The 16,017-nt window shown below is 51.9% G+C and carries 15 protein-coding genes and 2 tRNA genes; 7 read left to right on the forward strand and 10 right to left on the reverse strand.

The genetic code is table 11. The annotated features are described in order from the left end of the window. Positions 1-30 precede the first annotated feature (30 nt). Positions 31-651 (reverse strand): thymidine kinase, encoded by a 621-nt coding sequence (tdk, locus tag ACXIZX_RS09990; protein WP_061718768.1) that lies wholly within the window; start codon positions 649-651, stop codon positions 31-33. Between the two features lie 412 nt (positions 652-1,063). Here tdk and hns point away from each other — a divergent pair, with 412 nt between their 5' ends. Next, entirely contained in the window at positions 1,064-1,471 is a 408-nt protein-coding gene (hns, locus tag ACXIZX_RS09995; protein WP_008106589.1) for a histone-like nucleoid-structuring protein H-NS, read from the forward strand. A 95-nt stretch (positions 1,472-1,566) separates the two neighbouring features. On the opposite strand, the gene ACXIZX_RS10000 is transcribed toward hns, so the two are convergent. From ACXIZX_RS10000 to rssA, 5 genes are all read right to left on the reverse strand, one after another. Beyond that, positions 1,567-2,574, reverse strand: coding sequence for an NAD-dependent epimerase (locus ACXIZX_RS10000; RefSeq protein ID WP_154156331.1), 1,008 nt, complete (start codon positions 2,572-2,574; stop codon positions 1,567-1,569). Positions 2,575-2,584: 10 nt separating this feature from the next. After that, positions 2,585-3,928 carry a UDP-glucose dehydrogenase family protein gene (locus ACXIZX_RS10005; RefSeq protein ID WP_479404082.1) on the reverse strand — a complete coding sequence of 448 codons (1,344 nt, stop codon included), beginning with the start codon at positions 3,926-3,928 and terminating at the stop codon, positions 2,585-2,587. Positions 3,929-3,951: 23 nt separating this feature from the next. Continuing rightward, positions 3,952-4,860, reverse strand: coding sequence for a UTP--glucose-1-phosphate uridylyltransferase GalU (galU, locus tag ACXIZX_RS10010; RefSeq protein WP_008106595.1), 909 nt, complete (start codon positions 4,858-4,860; stop codon positions 3,952-3,954). A 193-nt stretch (positions 4,861-5,053) separates the two neighbouring features. Further along, positions 5,054-6,070 carry a two-component system response regulator RssB gene (gene rssB, locus ACXIZX_RS10015; RefSeq protein ID WP_061718765.1) on the reverse strand — a complete coding sequence of 339 codons (1,017 nt, stop codon included), beginning with the start codon at positions 6,068-6,070 and terminating at the stop codon, positions 5,054-5,056. Positions 6,071-6,172: 102 nt separating this feature from the next. Next, positions 6,173-7,078: a patatin-like phospholipase RssA gene (rssA, locus tag ACXIZX_RS10020; RefSeq protein ID WP_008106599.1), complete on the reverse strand. Its 906-nt coding sequence runs from the start codon at positions 7,076-7,078 to the stop codon at positions 6,173-6,175. A gap of 96 nt (positions 7,079-7,174) precedes the next feature. Between rssA and ACXIZX_RS10025 the strand changes: the two genes are divergently transcribed. The 5 genes from ACXIZX_RS10025 to xthA all read left to right on the forward strand — a co-directional run bounded on the left by ACXIZX_RS10025 (position 7,175) and on the right by xthA (position 9,939). After that, on the forward strand, positions 7,175-7,630 hold the full coding sequence (locus ACXIZX_RS10025) for a YchJ family metal-binding protein (protein ID WP_179450671.1): 456 nt from the start codon (positions 7,175-7,177) through the stop codon (positions 7,628-7,630). Positions 7,631-7,812: 182 nt separating this feature from the next. Continuing rightward, positions 7,813-8,661 carry a formyltetrahydrofolate deformylase gene (purU, locus tag ACXIZX_RS10030; RefSeq protein ID WP_036648946.1) on the forward strand — a complete coding sequence of 283 codons (849 nt, stop codon included), beginning with the start codon at positions 7,813-7,815 and terminating at the stop codon, positions 8,659-8,661. Between the two features lie 144 nt (positions 8,662-8,805). Next, positions 8,806-8,890, forward strand: a tRNA-Tyr gene (locus tag ACXIZX_RS10035). Between the two features lie 42 nt (positions 8,891-8,932). Then, a tRNA-Tyr gene (locus ACXIZX_RS10040) sits at positions 8,933-9,017 on the forward strand. 115 nt (positions 9,018-9,132) lie between these two features. After that, on the forward strand, positions 9,133-9,939 hold the full coding sequence (xthA, locus tag ACXIZX_RS10045; RefSeq protein ID WP_008110344.1) for an exodeoxyribonuclease III: 807 nt from the start codon (positions 9,133-9,135) through the stop codon (positions 9,937-9,939). A gap of 32 nt (positions 9,940-9,971) precedes the next feature. Here xthA and ACXIZX_RS10050 read toward each other — a convergent pair whose 3' ends face one another. The 4 genes from ACXIZX_RS10050 to ACXIZX_RS10065 all read right to left on the reverse strand — a co-directional run bounded on the left by ACXIZX_RS10050 (position 9,972) and on the right by ACXIZX_RS10065 (position 13,960). Next, positions 9,972-10,268, reverse strand: a complete 297-nt coding sequence (locus ACXIZX_RS10050) for a YnjH family protein (RefSeq protein WP_008110345.1) — start codon at positions 10,266-10,268, stop codon at positions 9,972-9,974. Then, positions 10,268-12,190: a DNA topoisomerase III gene (locus ACXIZX_RS10055; RefSeq protein ID WP_479404083.1), complete on the reverse strand. Its 1,923-nt coding sequence runs from the start codon at positions 12,188-12,190 to the stop codon at positions 10,268-10,270. Before ACXIZX_RS10055 ends, ACXIZX_RS10050 begins: the two co-directional genes overlap by 1 nt. Before the next feature lie 21 nt (positions 12,191-12,211). Then, positions 12,212-13,255, reverse strand: a complete 1,044-nt coding sequence (gene selD, locus ACXIZX_RS10060; RefSeq protein WP_479404084.1) for a selenide, water dikinase SelD — start codon at positions 13,253-13,255, stop codon at positions 12,212-12,214. A gap of 153 nt (positions 13,256-13,408) precedes the next feature. Beyond that, positions 13,409-13,960, reverse strand: a complete 552-nt coding sequence (locus ACXIZX_RS10065) for an NAD(P)H nitroreductase (RefSeq protein WP_479404085.1) — start codon at positions 13,958-13,960, stop codon at positions 13,409-13,411. Between the two features lie 169 nt (positions 13,961-14,129). On the opposite strand from ACXIZX_RS10065, the gene sppA reads away from it, so the two are divergent. Continuing rightward, complete coding sequence (gene sppA, locus ACXIZX_RS10070) at positions 14,130-15,989, forward strand: signal peptide peptidase SppA (protein ID WP_479404086.1); 1,860 nt, start codon at positions 14,130-14,132, stop codon at positions 15,987-15,989. Positions 15,990-16,017 lie beyond the last annotated feature (28 nt).

Here is a 16,017-nt window from a genome sequence, read left to right on the forward strand (position 1 = left end):
CGGCGGGTTTTTTTATGGCTTGCTGAGCAGTTAAATCTGCGGCGATTGTGAGCCGTAAATCGCCTGAAGGGAACCTTCATCAATCGCTTGTTTATAGTGTTTACGGCAAACCGATATATAGCGCTCATTGCCACCAATCACTACCTGCTCGCCTTCGCTAAAAGGCTTACCCTTTGCATCGAGACGAAGGACCATGCTGGCTTTTCTGCCACAATGACAGATGGTTTTAAGCTCAACCAACTTATCCGCCCATGCCAGTAAATATTGGCTACCCACAAACAGCTCTCCACGGAAATCCGTGCGCAAGCCATAGCAAAGCACTGGAATATCCAGATTGTCGACAACATCAGATAACGCTTTCACCTGCTCGCGCGTCAGGAACTGGCTTTCATCGACCAACACACAATGCACGGGTTGCTTGGCATGCTCTGCCGCTATTTCTTCATCAAGCTTCGTCTCATCGTTATATAAAAATGCAGGAGACGAAAGACCGATGCGTGAACTGACTTTGCCTGCACCAAAGCGGTTATCGATCTCGGCGGTATAAACCAGCGATCGCATCCCGCGCTCGTGGTAATTATAAGAAGATTGCAGCAAAGCCGTTGATTTACCCGCATTCATCGCAGAGTAATAAAAATAAAGTTGAGCCATTAGAAAATCTCATCGTAGCCTATATCTGTTGCGCCGCAGTTTACCATAAAGCTGTATACCTGTAGCGATGCATTATTTTTATCATTTGCTCAAATTAACATCACCATCAAGATGGATATCACAGCGCCCAAAAAAGAGAGCACGTTTTGACAAAGTAGCGATTAAGCCGATATTTTATTCGTTTTAATTAAAGCCGAAGCGTCAGGATTAGCGTGGGCTAAGCGTTCAGCCTACAAAGCCAGTTAAAAAAGATTGCCAGATAAGTAAATATATTCTGAATAGCGTTATAAAATCACACTCCTTTTTTATTTTTACGTTTTGCTTTTAAATCCGACTATTGCAGTTATTTTTTCGCACCACTATTATGAGTCGGCAGAACAACCTCCATTTATTATATTTTGAGATTAGGACAATGAGCGAAGCACTTAAAATTCTTAATAATATCCGTACATTGCGCGCACAGGCTCGGGAATGCTCTCTGGAAACATTGGAAGAGATGCTGGAAAAACTCGAAGTTGTGGTCAATGAGCGTCGTGAAGATGATACTCATGCACAAGCGGAAAATGCAGAGCGCACACGCAAGCTTGAACAATATCGCGAGATGCTAATTGCCGATGGTATCGACCCAAATGAGCTATTGCAGGCATTATCTGAAACAAAAGTTCCGGGTAAAGCCAAGCGTGCTGCGCGCCCCGCTAAATATTCTTACGTTGATGAAAACGGTGAAAACCGCACCTGGACTGGCCAGGGCCGCACGCCTGCTGTGATTAAAAAAGCAATTGAAGAACAAGGTAAACAACTGGACGATTTCCTACTGTAATCATTCCAGCGCTCAGAATTGTAATTAGTTCACCACTAATTCACTTTGACCAGGTAAGAAAAAGGAAGCCAATGGCTTCCTTTTTTCATGCTTAATTATTGTTGATAGAAGCGGCGATACCAATCAACAAAATGCTGCACACCCTGCTCAACGCTAGTTTGAGGACGGAAATTGATCGCCTGATACAAAGGTTGTGTATCAGCGCTGGTACCCAGCACGTCGCCGGGTTGCATCGGCAGCATATTTTTCTTCGCTTCAATGCCCAATGCCTTTTCCAGCGACTCAATATAGGTCATTAAGCTGGTCGGCTGGCTATTGCCGATGTTGTAAACGCGATAAGGTGCCGAACTGCTTGCAGGAGAACCAGCTTCAACTGTCCAGCTATCATCCGGTTGAGGAATTACATCCTGCAAACGCACGATCGCTTCTGCGATGTCATCTATATAAGTGAAGTCACGCGTCATTTGTCCGTTGTTATAAACATCAATTTGTTCACCCGCTAACATCGCGCGGGTAAATTTGAACAGCGCCATATCCGGACGGCCCCACGGACCATAAACGGTGAAAAAGCGTAATCCTGTAGTGGGCAATTGATAAAGATGTGAATAGGTATGCGACATCAATTCGTTAGCTTTTTTAGTGGCCGCATAGAGTGAAACCGGATGGTCAACGGAATCGTCCGTTGAAAAAGGCATTTTGCGATTCAGGCCATAAACTGAACTGGATGAGGCATACAAAAGGTGGCCGATTTTATGATGGCGGCAGCCTTCAAGAATATTGAGATGACCGATTAAATTTGCTTCGGCATAAGCATGGGGATTTTCGATCGAATAACGTACGCCAGCCTGAGCGCCCAAATGAATAACGCGTTCAAACGCATGCTCAGCGAATAAAGAAGAAATGGCCTGGCGATCCGCCAGGTCCATTTTTACGAAAATAAAATCAGAATGTTGTGTGTTCTGGTCTAAACGGGCCTGCTTAAGGCTGACATCATAATAGTCATTCAGGTTATCGATACCGACAACCTGGTGACCAGCGGCCAGCAAGCGCTGACTGACGTGAAATCCAATAAAACCTGCCGCGCCGGTGACCAGAAACTTCATACATCCCTCATTATTCTACGATTTTAATTGATGCTCCGCGGCCGATTGCATAGTACGTGAAACCGCGCTTGCTGATACGCTCTGGATCATACAGGTTACGACCATCAAAAATCACGGGTTCTTTTAACGCACTTTTGATGACGTCGAAGTCTGGCGCACGGAAGTTTTGCCATTCAGTACAGATAACCAAGCCATCAGCACCCTGCAACGCTGCTTCCTTAGTACCCATCAACTTCAGATCGTTACGATGACCATAAACGCGTTGCGCTTCGTCCATCGCTTCTGGGTCAAACGCCTGAACCGTTGCACCGGCTTCCCACAGTGTTTCCATCAGCACGCGGCTGGAGGCTTCACGCATGTCGTCAGTGTTCGGTTTGAACGCCAATCCCCACAAAGCAAAGGTTTTGCCGCGCAGATCGTCGCCAAAATGACGCTTAATAAAGGTTGGCAGCTTGTTCTTCTGCGAATCGTTAACGTCTTCTACCGCCTGCAGCAGACGCGGAGTGTAACCAATTGACTCAGCAGTACGAATCAGCGCCTGCACGTCTTTCGGGAAACAAGAACCGCCATAGCCGCAGCCTGGATAGATGAAGTGATAACCGATACGTGAATCTGAACCGATACCCTGGCGAACCTTCTCAACGTCGGCTCCCAGACGTTCTGCCAGGTTAGAGATCTCGTTCATGAAGCTGATTTTGGTTGCCAGCATGCAGTTAGCCGCATATTTGGTCAGCTCTGCACTGCGGATATCCATCAAAATCATACGATCATGATTGCGGTTGAACGGCTCATACAGCTCGCGTAGCAGCTCAACCACTTCATCATTATCGGTACCGACAACGATACGCTCAGGACGCATACAGTCATTAACTGCTGCACCTTCCTTGAGGAATTCCGGGTTTGAAACCACGTCAAAGGTGATGTTCACATCACGCTTTTGCAAAGTTTCAGTCATCACCGCACGAACGCGATCCGCTGTACCTACGGGTACAGTTGATTTGTCGATAACAACTTTGTGATCGTTCATGTGCTGCGCGATTGTGCGCGCAACAGCTGTCACATATTTCAGATCGGCAGAACCGTCTTCATCCGGTGGCGTACCCACGGCGATAAACTGCATCACGCCATGATTAACGCCCTCTTCCGCATTCGTGCTGAACTTCAGGCGACCCGACTCGTAATTGGACATAACGAGTGGCGTCAGGCCCGGTTCAAAGATCGGAATATTGCCTTTCTTTAAGTTCTCGACTTTCTTTGCGTCGACATCAATACAGAGAACGTCATGTCCGACTTCGGCCAACACCGCAGCCTGAACCAGACCGACATAGCCGATACCAAATACAGTGACTTTCATTGAATTATCCTGTGTTTATTGAGTTACTTTTTGTTGCCTACCGCGCCTTCAAGCCACTGAGTGAAATCTTTACCCAGGACTGGATGGCGAACGCCGTACTCAACAAACGCTTGCATGTAACCCAGTTTGTTACCGCAGTCATGGCTAACACCGTTCAGGTGATACGCTTCAACGGTCTCTTTTTCCATCAGCATCGCAATGGAGTCAGTCAGCTGAACTTCGCCACCTGCACCTGGAGGCGTTTTCGCCAGCAGTGGCCAGATTTCAGCAGACAGCACATAACGACCAACAACGGCCAGGTTTGATGGGGCTTCAGAAGCTTTAGGCTTCTCAACCACGCCAACCATTGGCGCGCTCTGACCTGCAGAGAGATCAGCACCTTGGCAGTCAACCACACCGTAAGCGGTTACATCCGCAACTGGCTCAACCATGATCTGGCTGCGGCCGCTCTCTTCGTAGCGCGCCAGCATCTCTGCCAGGTTGTCTTTGGTTGGGTCAGATTCGTATTCATCGATGATTACGTCGGGCAGGATTACGGCGAATGGCTCATCACCAATCAGCGGATGTGCACACATTACTGCGTGGCCCAGACCTTTCGCGATACCCTGACGAACCTGCATGATGGTGACGTGTGGAGGGCAGATTGACTGGATTTCATCCAGCAGCTGACGCTTAACACGTTTTTCCAGCATAGATTCCAGCTCAAAACTGGTATCAAAGTGGTTTTCGATGGCGTTTTTAGAAGAGTGTGTAACCAGCACAATCTCGTTAATGCCTGCTGCAATGCACTCATTCACGACATACTGGATCAACGGCTTATCGACCAGCGGTAACATCTCTTTTGGAATAGCTTTGGTCGCAGGCAGCATACGCGTGCCGAGGCCTGCAACTGGGATTACCGCTTTTTTAACTTTAGTCTTATAGGCAGACATCAAAATACCTCTCTTAATAGGCCGTTCAAGTTAATACTTGATATGTCGGTTTAAAAACGAAATGAGTATATCAGTTACTATCAGGTGGATTTATCCTGGAAGAAGTTAATCCACGGAATTTAGGACTATTACCCAAGTGTAAAGCTTGCCCCTGGTCCTGTCTTCAACCCGTGGAAAATTTAAATCCGACTGGTCATTCTTCAGCTGATAGCATCAAACGTAGCCTGCCCCCAGCACCCCAAATATGGCACTGCCAGGCGTCGGCACGTTGACTGATTTGATTGAGATGGGTGCTGCCCATAGTACCAAGTGGCACACCATTACTGAGTTGGATTTGATGAGTATTGATATGCAATGTAGCGTTAAGTCCTGCTGAAACCAGGATCAGATTTTTCAACTGGCGATGGTAATAGCCCACCAGTAACGGGAACTGACCGCTGAGATTGGCTTGCCGTAACAGCATGTTGACCTGCCGTAGCAACCCATTTAATTCAGGCAATCGCTGCTTCTGGCCGGAGAGTTGCTCCTGTAGCAAGCCATTAAACAGCGCGCGCAGTAACAGCGCGGCTAACACGCCATTATCGCCAGCGCGTGTCACATCAAGGCAATAGAATGCCAAATCGTTATCAGACAGCGCCGCGATATCCAGCACTAAGCCCGGCTGTTCCGCCATGGTGAGCTGGCGGTAATTGATTCGGCAATTGGCGATGGTTTGCTGTACCGGCGGCTGAAGCTGTTTAAGTAATTTAGAGGCCGCCAGCGGATCGCTGACCAGCGCATCCCAATCCTGAAATAGCTGCTCATCCTCCTCCACTTTGGAGGTAAACATTGAGGGATAGAGGCACTCAAACACCGCTTCACGGAAACGTTCAAGATTTTTGAGCGGTTTGAGCAGCACATCCTGCACGCCCAAACGCAACACATGGGCGATATCCGCCATATTTTGTGTGGCGGAGATAATCAGAATGGGCACATTGTTGCCGCGCGTGCGAAGACGCTCAACGAACGGGATACCGCCCATACGCGGCATTTCAAGATCGCAAATAACCAGATCCACTGACTGCGCCGACAACAATGTTAAGCCATCAACGCCATCTCCCGCCTCAAGCGTACTGGCGCCCAAGCTGGTTAATAAATTGTCTATCAATGAACGGAAAACGACCTCATCTTCGACAATGAGTATCTTTTTGCCGATTAGCGGTTTTTCCATTCTCTCCCCCTGCGTACCAGATAATTCAATAGTGGTTCATAAAATGCAGTTGCGCCTTTCAGAATTGGCTGAAGTAGCAACACCTGTGAATGAACAACCTGACTATCTGCCACGGACCAGCGGTAATAGTTCATCCATTTTTTTCTCAACGGCGGCCTTGCCAGCCGCGATGGCTTCTTCTGCACGATGGAAGTCCAGTGTGGAAATTTGTGGACAAAACGGCTGAATCAGCACATCCGGCGGATCACCCGCCATGCGGTTACGTTTCAGGCGATTTTCCAGAACCTGGATGGATGTCGACATAATCTCCATCGCACCCGGCGTTTGATTAGCACGGCGTTGCGTCAGGCCAATCAGGCGTTGACGCAGTTTTTTCCCCCAGCTCAGCGCTTCAACTGCCGCCGCCTCTTCACCGCTTTGCGGCGTGACTGACAATAGATCTTGCTGCATCAGGTGCGCGTCATGCTGTAAATCCACGGCGATAACGATGTCAGCACCTAATGCGCGGGTTAATGAGATCGGTACAGGATTCACCACCGCACCGTCCACCAACCAATATCCATTGTAAGCGATGGGTGGTAATAAGCCTGGCATACTACAGGACGCACGCACAGCTTGATGCAAATCGCCCTCGGTTAACCACACTTCACGTCCGGTACTCAGATTGGTTGCCACCACGCCAAACGGCTTGTCGCACTCATCGATCAGATCGTTAGGAATCAGCTGGCGGATATGACTGAACACCCGATCGCCGCGCAGTAGACCGCCGCGCTGCCACGAGAGATCCATCAGTCGGATGACGTCCCAGTAACGGAATGCGCTCACCCATTTTTCCATCACGCCCAGCCGTCCATTCACGTAAGCCGAACCGACCAACGCGCCAACAGAACAACCCGCCACCACATCGATTTCAATCCCAGCGCGTTCCAGCGCATTGATCACGCCGATGTGCGACCAACCTTTGGCAGCACCTGAACCTAGTGCCAGCCCGATTCTGACTTTTCTCATCTCACCTCATGATGGGCATGGTACGTAGCATCACGCCTGACAGTCGGCTACCATAGCGCACGCTTTAATTTACTTTAATCACTTCCAGGAGATGACGTGTCTGAAAAGTGCCCTTGCTGCAGCGGAAAGGAGTATAGCCTATGTTGCCAACCCTTTCTGAATGGCCAAGCGAACCCGTCCAGCGCGGAGCAATTAATGCGCTCACGCTATACCGCCTACGTCGTGAAAGATGCTGCGTGGCTGGCAAAAACCTGGCACTCCAGTAAACGCGTGGCTGACCTCGAGACGTTATTATCCGAAAGTTTTAGTGGTACTGAATGGCTGGGCTTGAATGTAACTCGTTGTAATCATGGAAGCCACGAGAATGAAGCCTTCGTGACGTTTTTTGCGCGTTACCTCGAAAAAGGCCGCACTTCAGCCATCTATGAATGTTCGCGCTTTCTTCGCGAGGATCAACGCTGGTACTATGTCGACGGAACAACGCCTGAGTTGGGACGTAACGATCGCTGTCCTTGTGGCGCCGATAAAAAATACAAAAAATGTTGTGGTTAATCTGGACAGATAGACCCTAAATAATTTGAGTTGCAGCAAGGCGGCAAGTATGTGAATTCCCAGGAGCTTACAAAAGTAAGTGACTGGGGTGAGCATGCGCAGCCAACGCAGCTGCAGCGCAAAGTATGACGGGTATTCACAACGGCTTTACCATTCATCGCTTTGACAGGACTCTGATCGAGATGCAAGCGCAAACCATCCAACGAAAAGTTTTACGAACCATTTGCCCTGATGCGAAAGGTTTGATCGCCAAGATCACCAACATTTGCTACAAGCACGAACTCAACATTGTGCAGAACAATGAGTTTGTTGATCACCGTACCGGACGCTTTTTTATGCGCACCGAGCTGGAAGGCATTTTCAACGACAACACCTTGCTGGCCGATCTCGATAGCGCGCTGCCAGTGGGTTCTGTGCGTGAACTGCAAAGTGCCGGTCGTCGTCGTGTGGTGATTCTGGTGACCAAAGAGGCGCATTGCCTTGGCGATCTGCTGATGAAAAGCGCATTTGGCGGTCTGGATATGGAGATTGCGGCAGTCATTGGTAACCACGAAACGCTGCGCTCATTGGTGGAACGTTTTGATATTCCGTTTGTGTTGGTGAGCCACGAAGGCCACACGCGTGAAGAGCACGATAACCGCATGGCGGACGAAATTGATCGCTATCAGCCTGATTACGTAGTGCTGGCGAAATATATGCGCGTGTTGACACCCGCCTTCGTGCAACGTTATCCAAATCAGATTATCAATATTCACCACTCCTTCTTGCCGGCGTTCATTGGCGCGCGTCCCTATCATCAGGCTTATGAGCGCGGCGTGAAAATCATCGGCGCTACCGCGCACTACGTGAATGATAACCTCGATGAAGGCCCAATCATCATGCAGGACGTGATCAACGTCGATCACAGCTACACCGCAGAAGAGATGATGCGTGCAGGACGCGACGTTGAGAAGAATGTGTTGAGCCGCGCGCTGTATAAAGTGCTAGGCCAGCGCGTGTTCGTTTACGGCAACCGCACGATCATTCTTTAACCACTTCGGCGCTGAACTGCACAACTCTTCAGCGCCACGCGTAAAAAGTGGGCAAACAGTTTTTATTTTCAGTGACGGCGCTTTACAGGCTGAGCGCATTTGTTATGATGCGCCCCGCTTTAAGACGCAATGATTCAGGCCAGTGGTGGGATTCCCGAGCGGCCAAAGGGAGCAGACTGTAAATCTGCCGTCACAGACTTCGAAGGTTCGAATCCTTCTCCCACCACCATCTGAATCGTCTCTGCTTGAAGCCACAATACGTAATATCCCCGGTGGGATTCCCGAGCGGCCAAAGGGAGCAGACTGTAAATCTGCCGTCACAGACTTCGAAGGTTCGAATCCTTCTCCCACCACCATCACATGTTTTCCCCTTCTGCTTTAATCGCTGTTTTCTCCCGCTTATCACCATGACTTTTGCCCAAAAACTCGTTACCATCGCGCCATACTTTTGCGGATAAAAATGGCAGCGAAATGAAATTTGTCTCTTTCAACATCAACGGCTTGCGTGCGCGTCCTCATCAATTAGCCGCGCTGGTTGAACAGCATCAACCTGATGTCATCGGCTTGCAGGAAACCAAAGTGCATGACGATATGTTCCCGCTTGAAGACGTCAGCAAACTGGGTTATCACGTGTTTTATCACGGGCAGAAAGGTCATTACGGCGTCGCGCTGCTAACCAAAGCTGAGCCAGTCAACGTCTCACGCGGTTTTCCCGGCGATGATGAAGATGCTCAGCGCCGTATAATCATGGCGGAAATCCCGAGTCCAATTGGCGATATCACCGTTATCAACGGTTATTTCCCGCAGGGTGAAAGCCGCGACCATCCCACCAAGTTCCCGGCGAAAGAGAAGTTTTATCGCGATCTGCAAAGCTATCTTGAGCAGCAGTTGGCCGTGGATAAACCGGTGTTGATCATGGGTGACATGAACATCAGCAGCACAGATTTTGATATCGGCATTGGTGAAGATAATCGTAAACGCTGGCTGCGCACCGGCAAGTGCTCGTTCCTGCCTGAAGAGCGTGAGTGGATGGATCGCTTGCTGCAGTGGGGTTTGGTCGACACCTGGCGCGATAAGTTCCCGGAAACCAACGATCGTTTCTCATGGTTTGATTACCGCTCGAAAGGCTTTGACGACAATCGCGGTCTGCGCATCGATCTGCTGCTGGCGAGCCAGCCGCTCGCCTCGCGCTGTATTGAGAGTGGCATTGATTACGATATCCGCAGCATGGAAAAACCGTCGGATCACGCCCCAGTTTGGTCGACGTTTAAGCTGTAATGAAGCAGCGTGGCGTCATACGCCACGCGCTTTTATTTGATGATTTTCCAGATAAGCGGATTGGTGCCTAATACCTTCTCATCCCTGCCGCACTGCAATAACACGCCTTCTGCTTTAACCACCGCACCTTCAGAATAACTGCGATTCTCATAGGTACAGCACTGCATGCAGTTGCTCTGACGATTATTTTGCCCTTGCGTCCAGACTTCGGGTGGCAGATCCACCACCACATCGGTATTACCCGTACGATTATTTTCCGGCTGGCGGTTGGCCAGCGCCGAGGTGCTGCATAACAATAATCCGCCCAGCAACATCATTGCATAACGCATCACTCTGTCTCCTTGGTTTTGCGACGAGCCGTTTTTGGTTTGGCTCTTTTATTGGCCCCAGGCGCAGTCAATCCGCGAAAGGCCTGTAACGACGGTCGCTGGCGTGCTTCACCAATCAGCCCAATCAAGGTGCTGACCAGCGGCTGCATAAACTCATCATAGCGACAAGATTTCTCACTGATGCGGGTCAGCGTTGATTCCCATTGCGCCGTCATATCCGGCCGGGCGGCCATTTCTGGCAGCGCATGGATCAACGCCCTGCCCGCATCCGTCGAATGAATATAGCGGCCTTTTTTCACCAGAAAAGTGCGGCGGAACAGCAATTCGATAATGCCTGCACGCGTCGCTTCCGTACCTAAACCATCGGTTGCACGCAGCACTTTCTTTAATTCTTTATCCTGCACAAAGCGGGCGATGCCCGTCATCGCAGATAACAGTGTCGCATCGGTAAACGGACGTGGCGGCTGCGTCTGCTTCGCCAGCACTTCGCCGCGCTCGCACAGCAGCTCATCGCCTTTGGCGACCACCGGCAGCGGCGTGCCATCGTTCTCCTCGTCACGCTCTTTGCTGCCAAGCAGCGCACGCCAGCCGGCTTCGGCCAGAAAGCGCGCTTTGGCGATAAATTTACCGCCGCCGATATCGAGGTCAATCACGCATTTGCGGAACACCGCATCCGGGCAAAACTGCATCAGATATTGGCGCGCAATAAGGCCGTAAATATTGGCTTCATTTTCGGTCAGATTGACCTTACTGGCACGCGCGGTAGGAATGATGGCGTGGTGCGCATCGACCTTTTTATCATCCCAACAGCGGTTCTTCTGATCGGGATTGAAGTCTGCTGGCGGCGTCAGATTGGGCTGATGCGCCTGAATGGCATTCAATACCGCGTGGCGTCCGGCAAAGTGTTCATCGGGCAGATAGCGGCTGTCGGAACGCGGATAGGTGATCAGCTTGTGGGTTTCGTACAACCGCTGACAACAATCGAGTACGTTCTGCGCGCTAAGGCCAAAGCGTTTGCCGGCTTCTATCTGCAGGCCAGAAAGCGAGAATGGCAGCGGCGCGGTATCGGACTCACGTTTATCGTTATAGCCGGTGACCAGCGCGGGCTTACCGTTAATGCGCTCAAGTACGTGATCCGCCAGCGGACGATGCAGCAATCGTCCCTCTTCATCCTGCCACGGCTCGCAAGCATCGCTTGGTACCCATGTCGCGACAAAACGCTCCTCTTTTGGCGTGACGATGTGCGCTTTAACTTCGAAATAGTCCTTCGGGATAAAGTTTTCGATCTCTTCATCGCGACGCACCACCAGGCCAAGCACCGGCGTCTGCACGCGACCAACCGACAGCACACCATCGTAACCCGCGTTACGCCCCAGCAAGGTAAAAGCGCGCGTCATATTGATGCCATACAGCCAGTCGGCACGTGCACGCGCTAACGCAGACACGCACAGCGGAATGAATTCACGGTTCTCACGCAAACGGCCGACCGCGCGCTCAACCGCCGAGGGATTGAGATCGTTAATCAAACAGCGCTGCACCGTTTTGCGTTTCTCTGGCGCGAGTTGCAGGTAATCCAGCACCTCATCCACCAGCAGTTGACCTTCACGATCGGGGTCACCCGCATGCACCACCGAGCTGGCTTGTTGCAGCAGGCCTTCAATCACTTTTAACTGCTTCGCCACGGAAGGACGTGGCTGCAAGCGCCATTTTTCCGGAATAATTGGTAAATCAGCCAGATTCCAGCGCGCATAGCGGCTGTCGTAACTGTCGGGCTGCGCCTGCTCGAGCAGGTGCCCAACACACCAGGTCACAACCTGGTCATTTCCGCAGGAAATATAGCCGTCTCCGCGTCGATGCGGTTTCGGCAACACGTCGGCAATCGCACGCGCTAAGCTGGGTTTTTCGGCAATAAACAAACGCATGGATGGCGTCGTTCCTTAACGTCAGGTAACTACGGTAATCAGTGGACGATCGGCTTCGGCGGCAAACAGTTCGCCAATCGACGTTGCTTGTACGCCAGCTGCAGAGGCACAGCGCTGGAACGCATCAATGGCGCTGGGTTGAACCGCCACCAGCAAGCCGCCGGAGGTTTGTGGATCGCACAGCAACGCGCGGGTGGCGTCATCAAGCGGGGAAACCTGCTCGCCATAACTGGCGAAGTTGCGGCTGGTGCCGCCTGGCACCGCGCCTGCAGCGATATAGTCATCAACGCCCGCCAGGCGCGGCACCTGCGACGCAATCACTTCAGCACGTAATCCGGAACCGTGGCAGATTTCACTCAAATGACCAAGTAAGCCAAAACCGGTGACATCGGTCATCGCGCTCACGCCCGCCAGTTTGGCGAATTCCGCACCGGCATTATTCAGCTGGCACATCACATCGGCGGCCAGCGACTGGTGTTCAGGTCGCAGCAGGCCTTTTTTCTCGGCGGTGGTGAGAATGCCAATGCCTAACGGTTTGGTGAGGAAGAGCTGACAGCCAGCCTGTGCCGCGCTGTTCTTTTTCACTCGCGCTACATCGACGATACCGGTCACGGCCAGACCAAAGATCGGCTCTGGCGCATCAATCGAGTGCCCGCCCGCCAGGGCGATTCCTGCCGCCTGACAAGCAGCACGCCCGCCTTCGACCACCTGCTGCGCCACTTCCGGACTCAGAACATTCACCGGCCAGCCTAAAATAGCGATCGCCATGATCGGTTTCCCGCCCATGGCATAAATATCGCTGATAGCGTTAGTGGCGGCGATACGACCAAAGGTGAAAGGATCGTCAACGATCGGCATAAAGAAATCGGTGGTGCTTACCACCGCAGTACCGTTCCCGATATCGTATACCGCGGCGTCATCACGCGTTTCATTGCCCACCAGCAGTTGCGGATCGTGAAACGGGCTGAACTCACTGCGCAGAATGGTTTCTAAAACCTGCGGCGAAATTTTACACCCGCAACCCGCACCATGGCTGTATTGCGTCAAACGAAGAGGTTCACTCATGGCGACTTCCTTATGCGATGAACAGAAGGCGCTATGTTAGCCTGGCTGTCAGTTGGGAGTAAGTGTTGCACGACCTAACCTCGATCTTTCGCACAGGCTTTGTGCAATCTCTGCAACGGCGCTTAACCTGCCGTAAAAGGCCGCCGTTGTCTGTCAGAAATAACTGACAAACTGCGCGGTGTCCGGCGCCACCACGGTGGTGTTGGCTTTCAGCTGCGGCGTGCCGAGATAGAGGAAACCGACAATCGCATCCTGCTCGCGGCAGCCAAAGGCTTCGCGCACGGACGGATGATCGGTCCAGGGTCCGCTACGCCAGATGCCGTTGAAACCTTGCGCCACGGCTGCCATTTGCATCGCCATCACCGCACAGCTTGCAGACGCCAGCTGTTCCCAATGCGGCACTTTGGCGTTCTCTTCACAATGCGCCACCACGGTGATGATCATCGGCGCGCGAAAAGGCGCGGAAGCTGCTTTGTCGATCGCCTTCTGCTCAAGGTTGCTGTCACGCGCGGCCTGTTCCAGCAAGTTAGCAAAACGCTCGCGCCCTTCATTTTCGACAATAATGAAACGCCAGGGCTGTAATGTGCCGTGATCGGGTGCGCGCATCGCGGCGTGCAGAATATTTTGCAACGCTTCTCCCGCCGGAGCCGGTTCTGCCAGACGTGACGCCGAGCGGCGATTAACTAATAAATCCAGTGCATCCATTATTCTTCTCCCGTGAATAAAAAGCGTGGGCTAATCCTGGCACAGCGCGATCTTTTGTAACAGTCTGGCGCGATTTCCTGCTGACTTTTCGCACGCCGCTCTTTAGGATGAACCCGACATCGGGGCAGACCGCGTGCTGGCTGCCCTGCTACGTGAATATGGAGAGTTTATGCGCACTTTGTGGCGAATTATTTCCGGCTTGTTCCGCTGGACCTGGCGGGTACTGAATTTTATTCGGGAATTTATTCTTAATTTATTTCTTATTGTGTTGATCCTGGCGGGCGTAGGGATTTGGCTGCAGGTTTCCAGTTCCAATAGCAGTGAACCTGTGCAGCAAGGCGCGCTGAAAATCGATCTGAGCGGTGTGCTGGTCGATAAACCTTCCGTCAGCAATCGTTTGAGTCGTATCAGCCGCCAACTGTTAGGCGCCAACAGCGATCGCCTGCAGGAGAATTCCCTGTTTGACGTCGTTGATGCGATCCGCCAGGCCAAAACCGATAAAAACATCACTGGCATCGTGCTGGAGCTGCGTGACTTTGCTGGTGGCGATCAACCTTCGCTGCAATATGTGGGTAAAGCGTTGCGCGAATTCCGTGACGCCGGCAAACCTATTTACGCGGTCGGCGACAGCTACAGCCAGGCGCAATACTACATCGCCAGCTATGCCAACAAGGTCTATCTCTCACCGCAGGGCACGGTTGATCTGCACGGCTTCGCCACCAATGGTCTGTACTACAAGTCTTTACTGGATAAGTTGAAAGTGAACTCGCATGTGTTCCGCGTAGGCACTTACAAATCTGCGGTTGAGCCATTCCTGCGTGACGATATGTCACCGGAAGCGCGCGACGCCGACGGACGCTGGATTGGCCAGTTGTGGCAGAATTACCTGAATACCGTGGCGGCTAATCGTCAGATCACCCCAGAACAGCTGTTCCCTGGCGCAGCCGGCATCATTAGCGGCCTGCAAGCGGTGCAAGGCGATACAGCGAAATATGCACTGAACAATAAATTGGTGGATGTGCTGGATACGCGTGCGTCCGCCGATCAGGAACTGGTGAAAACCTTTGGCTGGGACAAGGCAAATAACGATTACCGCAGCGTCAGTATCTACGATTACACCGTTAAACAGCCGCCGCAGAGTCAGGATGGCAATATTGCGGTAATCCTCGCCAGCGGTGCGATTATGGATGGCGAAGAGAGCGCCGGAAACGTCGGCGGTGATACCACGGCGTCGCAAATTCGCGATGCGCGTCTGGATCCGAAAATTAAAGCCATTGTATTGCGTGTCAACAGCCCAGGCGGCAGCGTCACTGCGTCTGAAGCGATTCGTGAAGAACTGGCGGCAGCTCACGATGCAGGTAAACCGGTGGTGGTTTCGATGGGCGGCATGGCAGCATCCGGCGGCTACTGGATTTCAACGCCTGCCGATTACATTGTGGCAGCCCCCAGCACGCTGACCGGCTCTATCGGTATCTTTGGCGTGATTAACACCGTAGAAAACAGCCTGAGTTCGGTAGGTGTGCATACCGACGGTGTGGCTACATCGCCGCTGGCGGACGTCGCCACCACCAAAGCGCTGCCAACCGAAGTGCAGCAGCTGATGCAGCTGACCATTGAGAACGGCTATCGTAACTTCGTTGGTTTAGTGGCAACCTCGCGTCACAAAACGCCAGACGAAATCAATGCGATTGCGCAGGGTCACGTCTGGACCGGTAGCGATGCAAAAGCCAATGGTTTGGTCGATGCGTTGGGTGACTTTGACGATGCCGTGGCAAAAGCCGCTGAGCTGGCGAAAGTCGCCAAGCCGGAGTTGAGCTGGTATCAGGATGATCCGGGCATGATCGATCTGCTGCTGAATCAGATGAATGCGTCGGTTCAGGCGGTGCTGCCGGCAGCGCTGAAAGTCTGGCTGCCTGCGCCAATGCTGGACGTGATGAGCGCAATGAAGCAGCAACCTGGCTTACTGAATAACCTTAACGATCCGCAAAATCGCTACGCTTTCTGCCTGAACTGCGGCAACGTACGCTAATCTTTACAGCCCGGCCGCTGGTCGGGCT

This window comes from Candidatus Pantoea symbiotica (genome assembly GCF_056491525.1).

Bases quoted from the DNA above. Each gene is read 5' to 3' on its own strand.
- xthA (WP_008110344.1), top strand. From the start codon at position 9,133: ATGAAATTTGTCTCTTTCAACATCAACGGCTTGCGTGCGCGTCCTCAT.
- rssB (WP_061718765.1), bottom strand. From the start codon at position 6,070: ATGGAAAAACCGCTAATCGGCAAAAAGATACTCATTGTCGAAGATGAG.
- sppA (WP_479404086.1), top strand. From the start codon at position 14,130: ATGCGCACTTTGTGGCGAATTATTTCCGGCTTGTTCCGCTGGACCTGG.
- tdk (WP_061718768.1), bottom strand. From the start codon at position 651: ATGGCTCAACTTTATTTTTATTACTCTGCGATGAATGCGGGTAAATCA.
- ACXIZX_RS10055 (WP_479404083.1), bottom strand. From the start codon at position 12,190: ATGCGTTTGTTTATTGCCGAAAAACCCAGCTTAGCGCGTGCGATTGCC.
- selD (WP_479404084.1), bottom strand. From the start codon at position 13,255: ATGAGTGAACCTCTTCGTTTGACGCAATACAGCCATGGTGCGGGTTGC.
- ACXIZX_RS10000 (WP_154156331.1), bottom strand. From the start codon at position 2,574: ATGAAGTTTCTGGTCACCGGCGCGGCAGGTTTTATTGGATTTCACGTC.
- ACXIZX_RS10005 (WP_479404082.1), bottom strand. From the start codon at position 3,928: ATGAAAGTCACTGTATTTGGTATCGGCTATGTCGGTCTGGTTCAGGCT.
- galU (WP_008106595.1), bottom strand. From the start codon at position 4,860: ATGTCTGCCTATAAGACTAAAGTTAAAAAAGCGGTAATCCCAGTTGCA.
- ACXIZX_RS10050 (WP_008110345.1), bottom strand. From the start codon at position 10,268: ATGCGTTATGCAATGATGTTGCTGGGCGGATTATTGTTATGCAGCACC.
- hns (WP_008106589.1), top strand. From the start codon at position 1,064: ATGAGCGAAGCACTTAAAATTCTTAATAATATCCGTACATTGCGCGCA.
- ACXIZX_RS10065 (WP_479404085.1), bottom strand. From the start codon at position 13,960: ATGGATGCACTGGATTTATTAGTTAATCGCCGCTCGGCGTCACGTCTG.
- rssA (WP_008106599.1), bottom strand. From the start codon at position 7,078: ATGAGAAAAGTCAGAATCGGGCTGGCACTAGGTTCAGGTGCTGCCAAA.
- purU (WP_036648946.1), top strand. From the start codon at position 7,813: ATGCAAGCGCAAACCATCCAACGAAAAGTTTTACGAACCATTTGCCCT.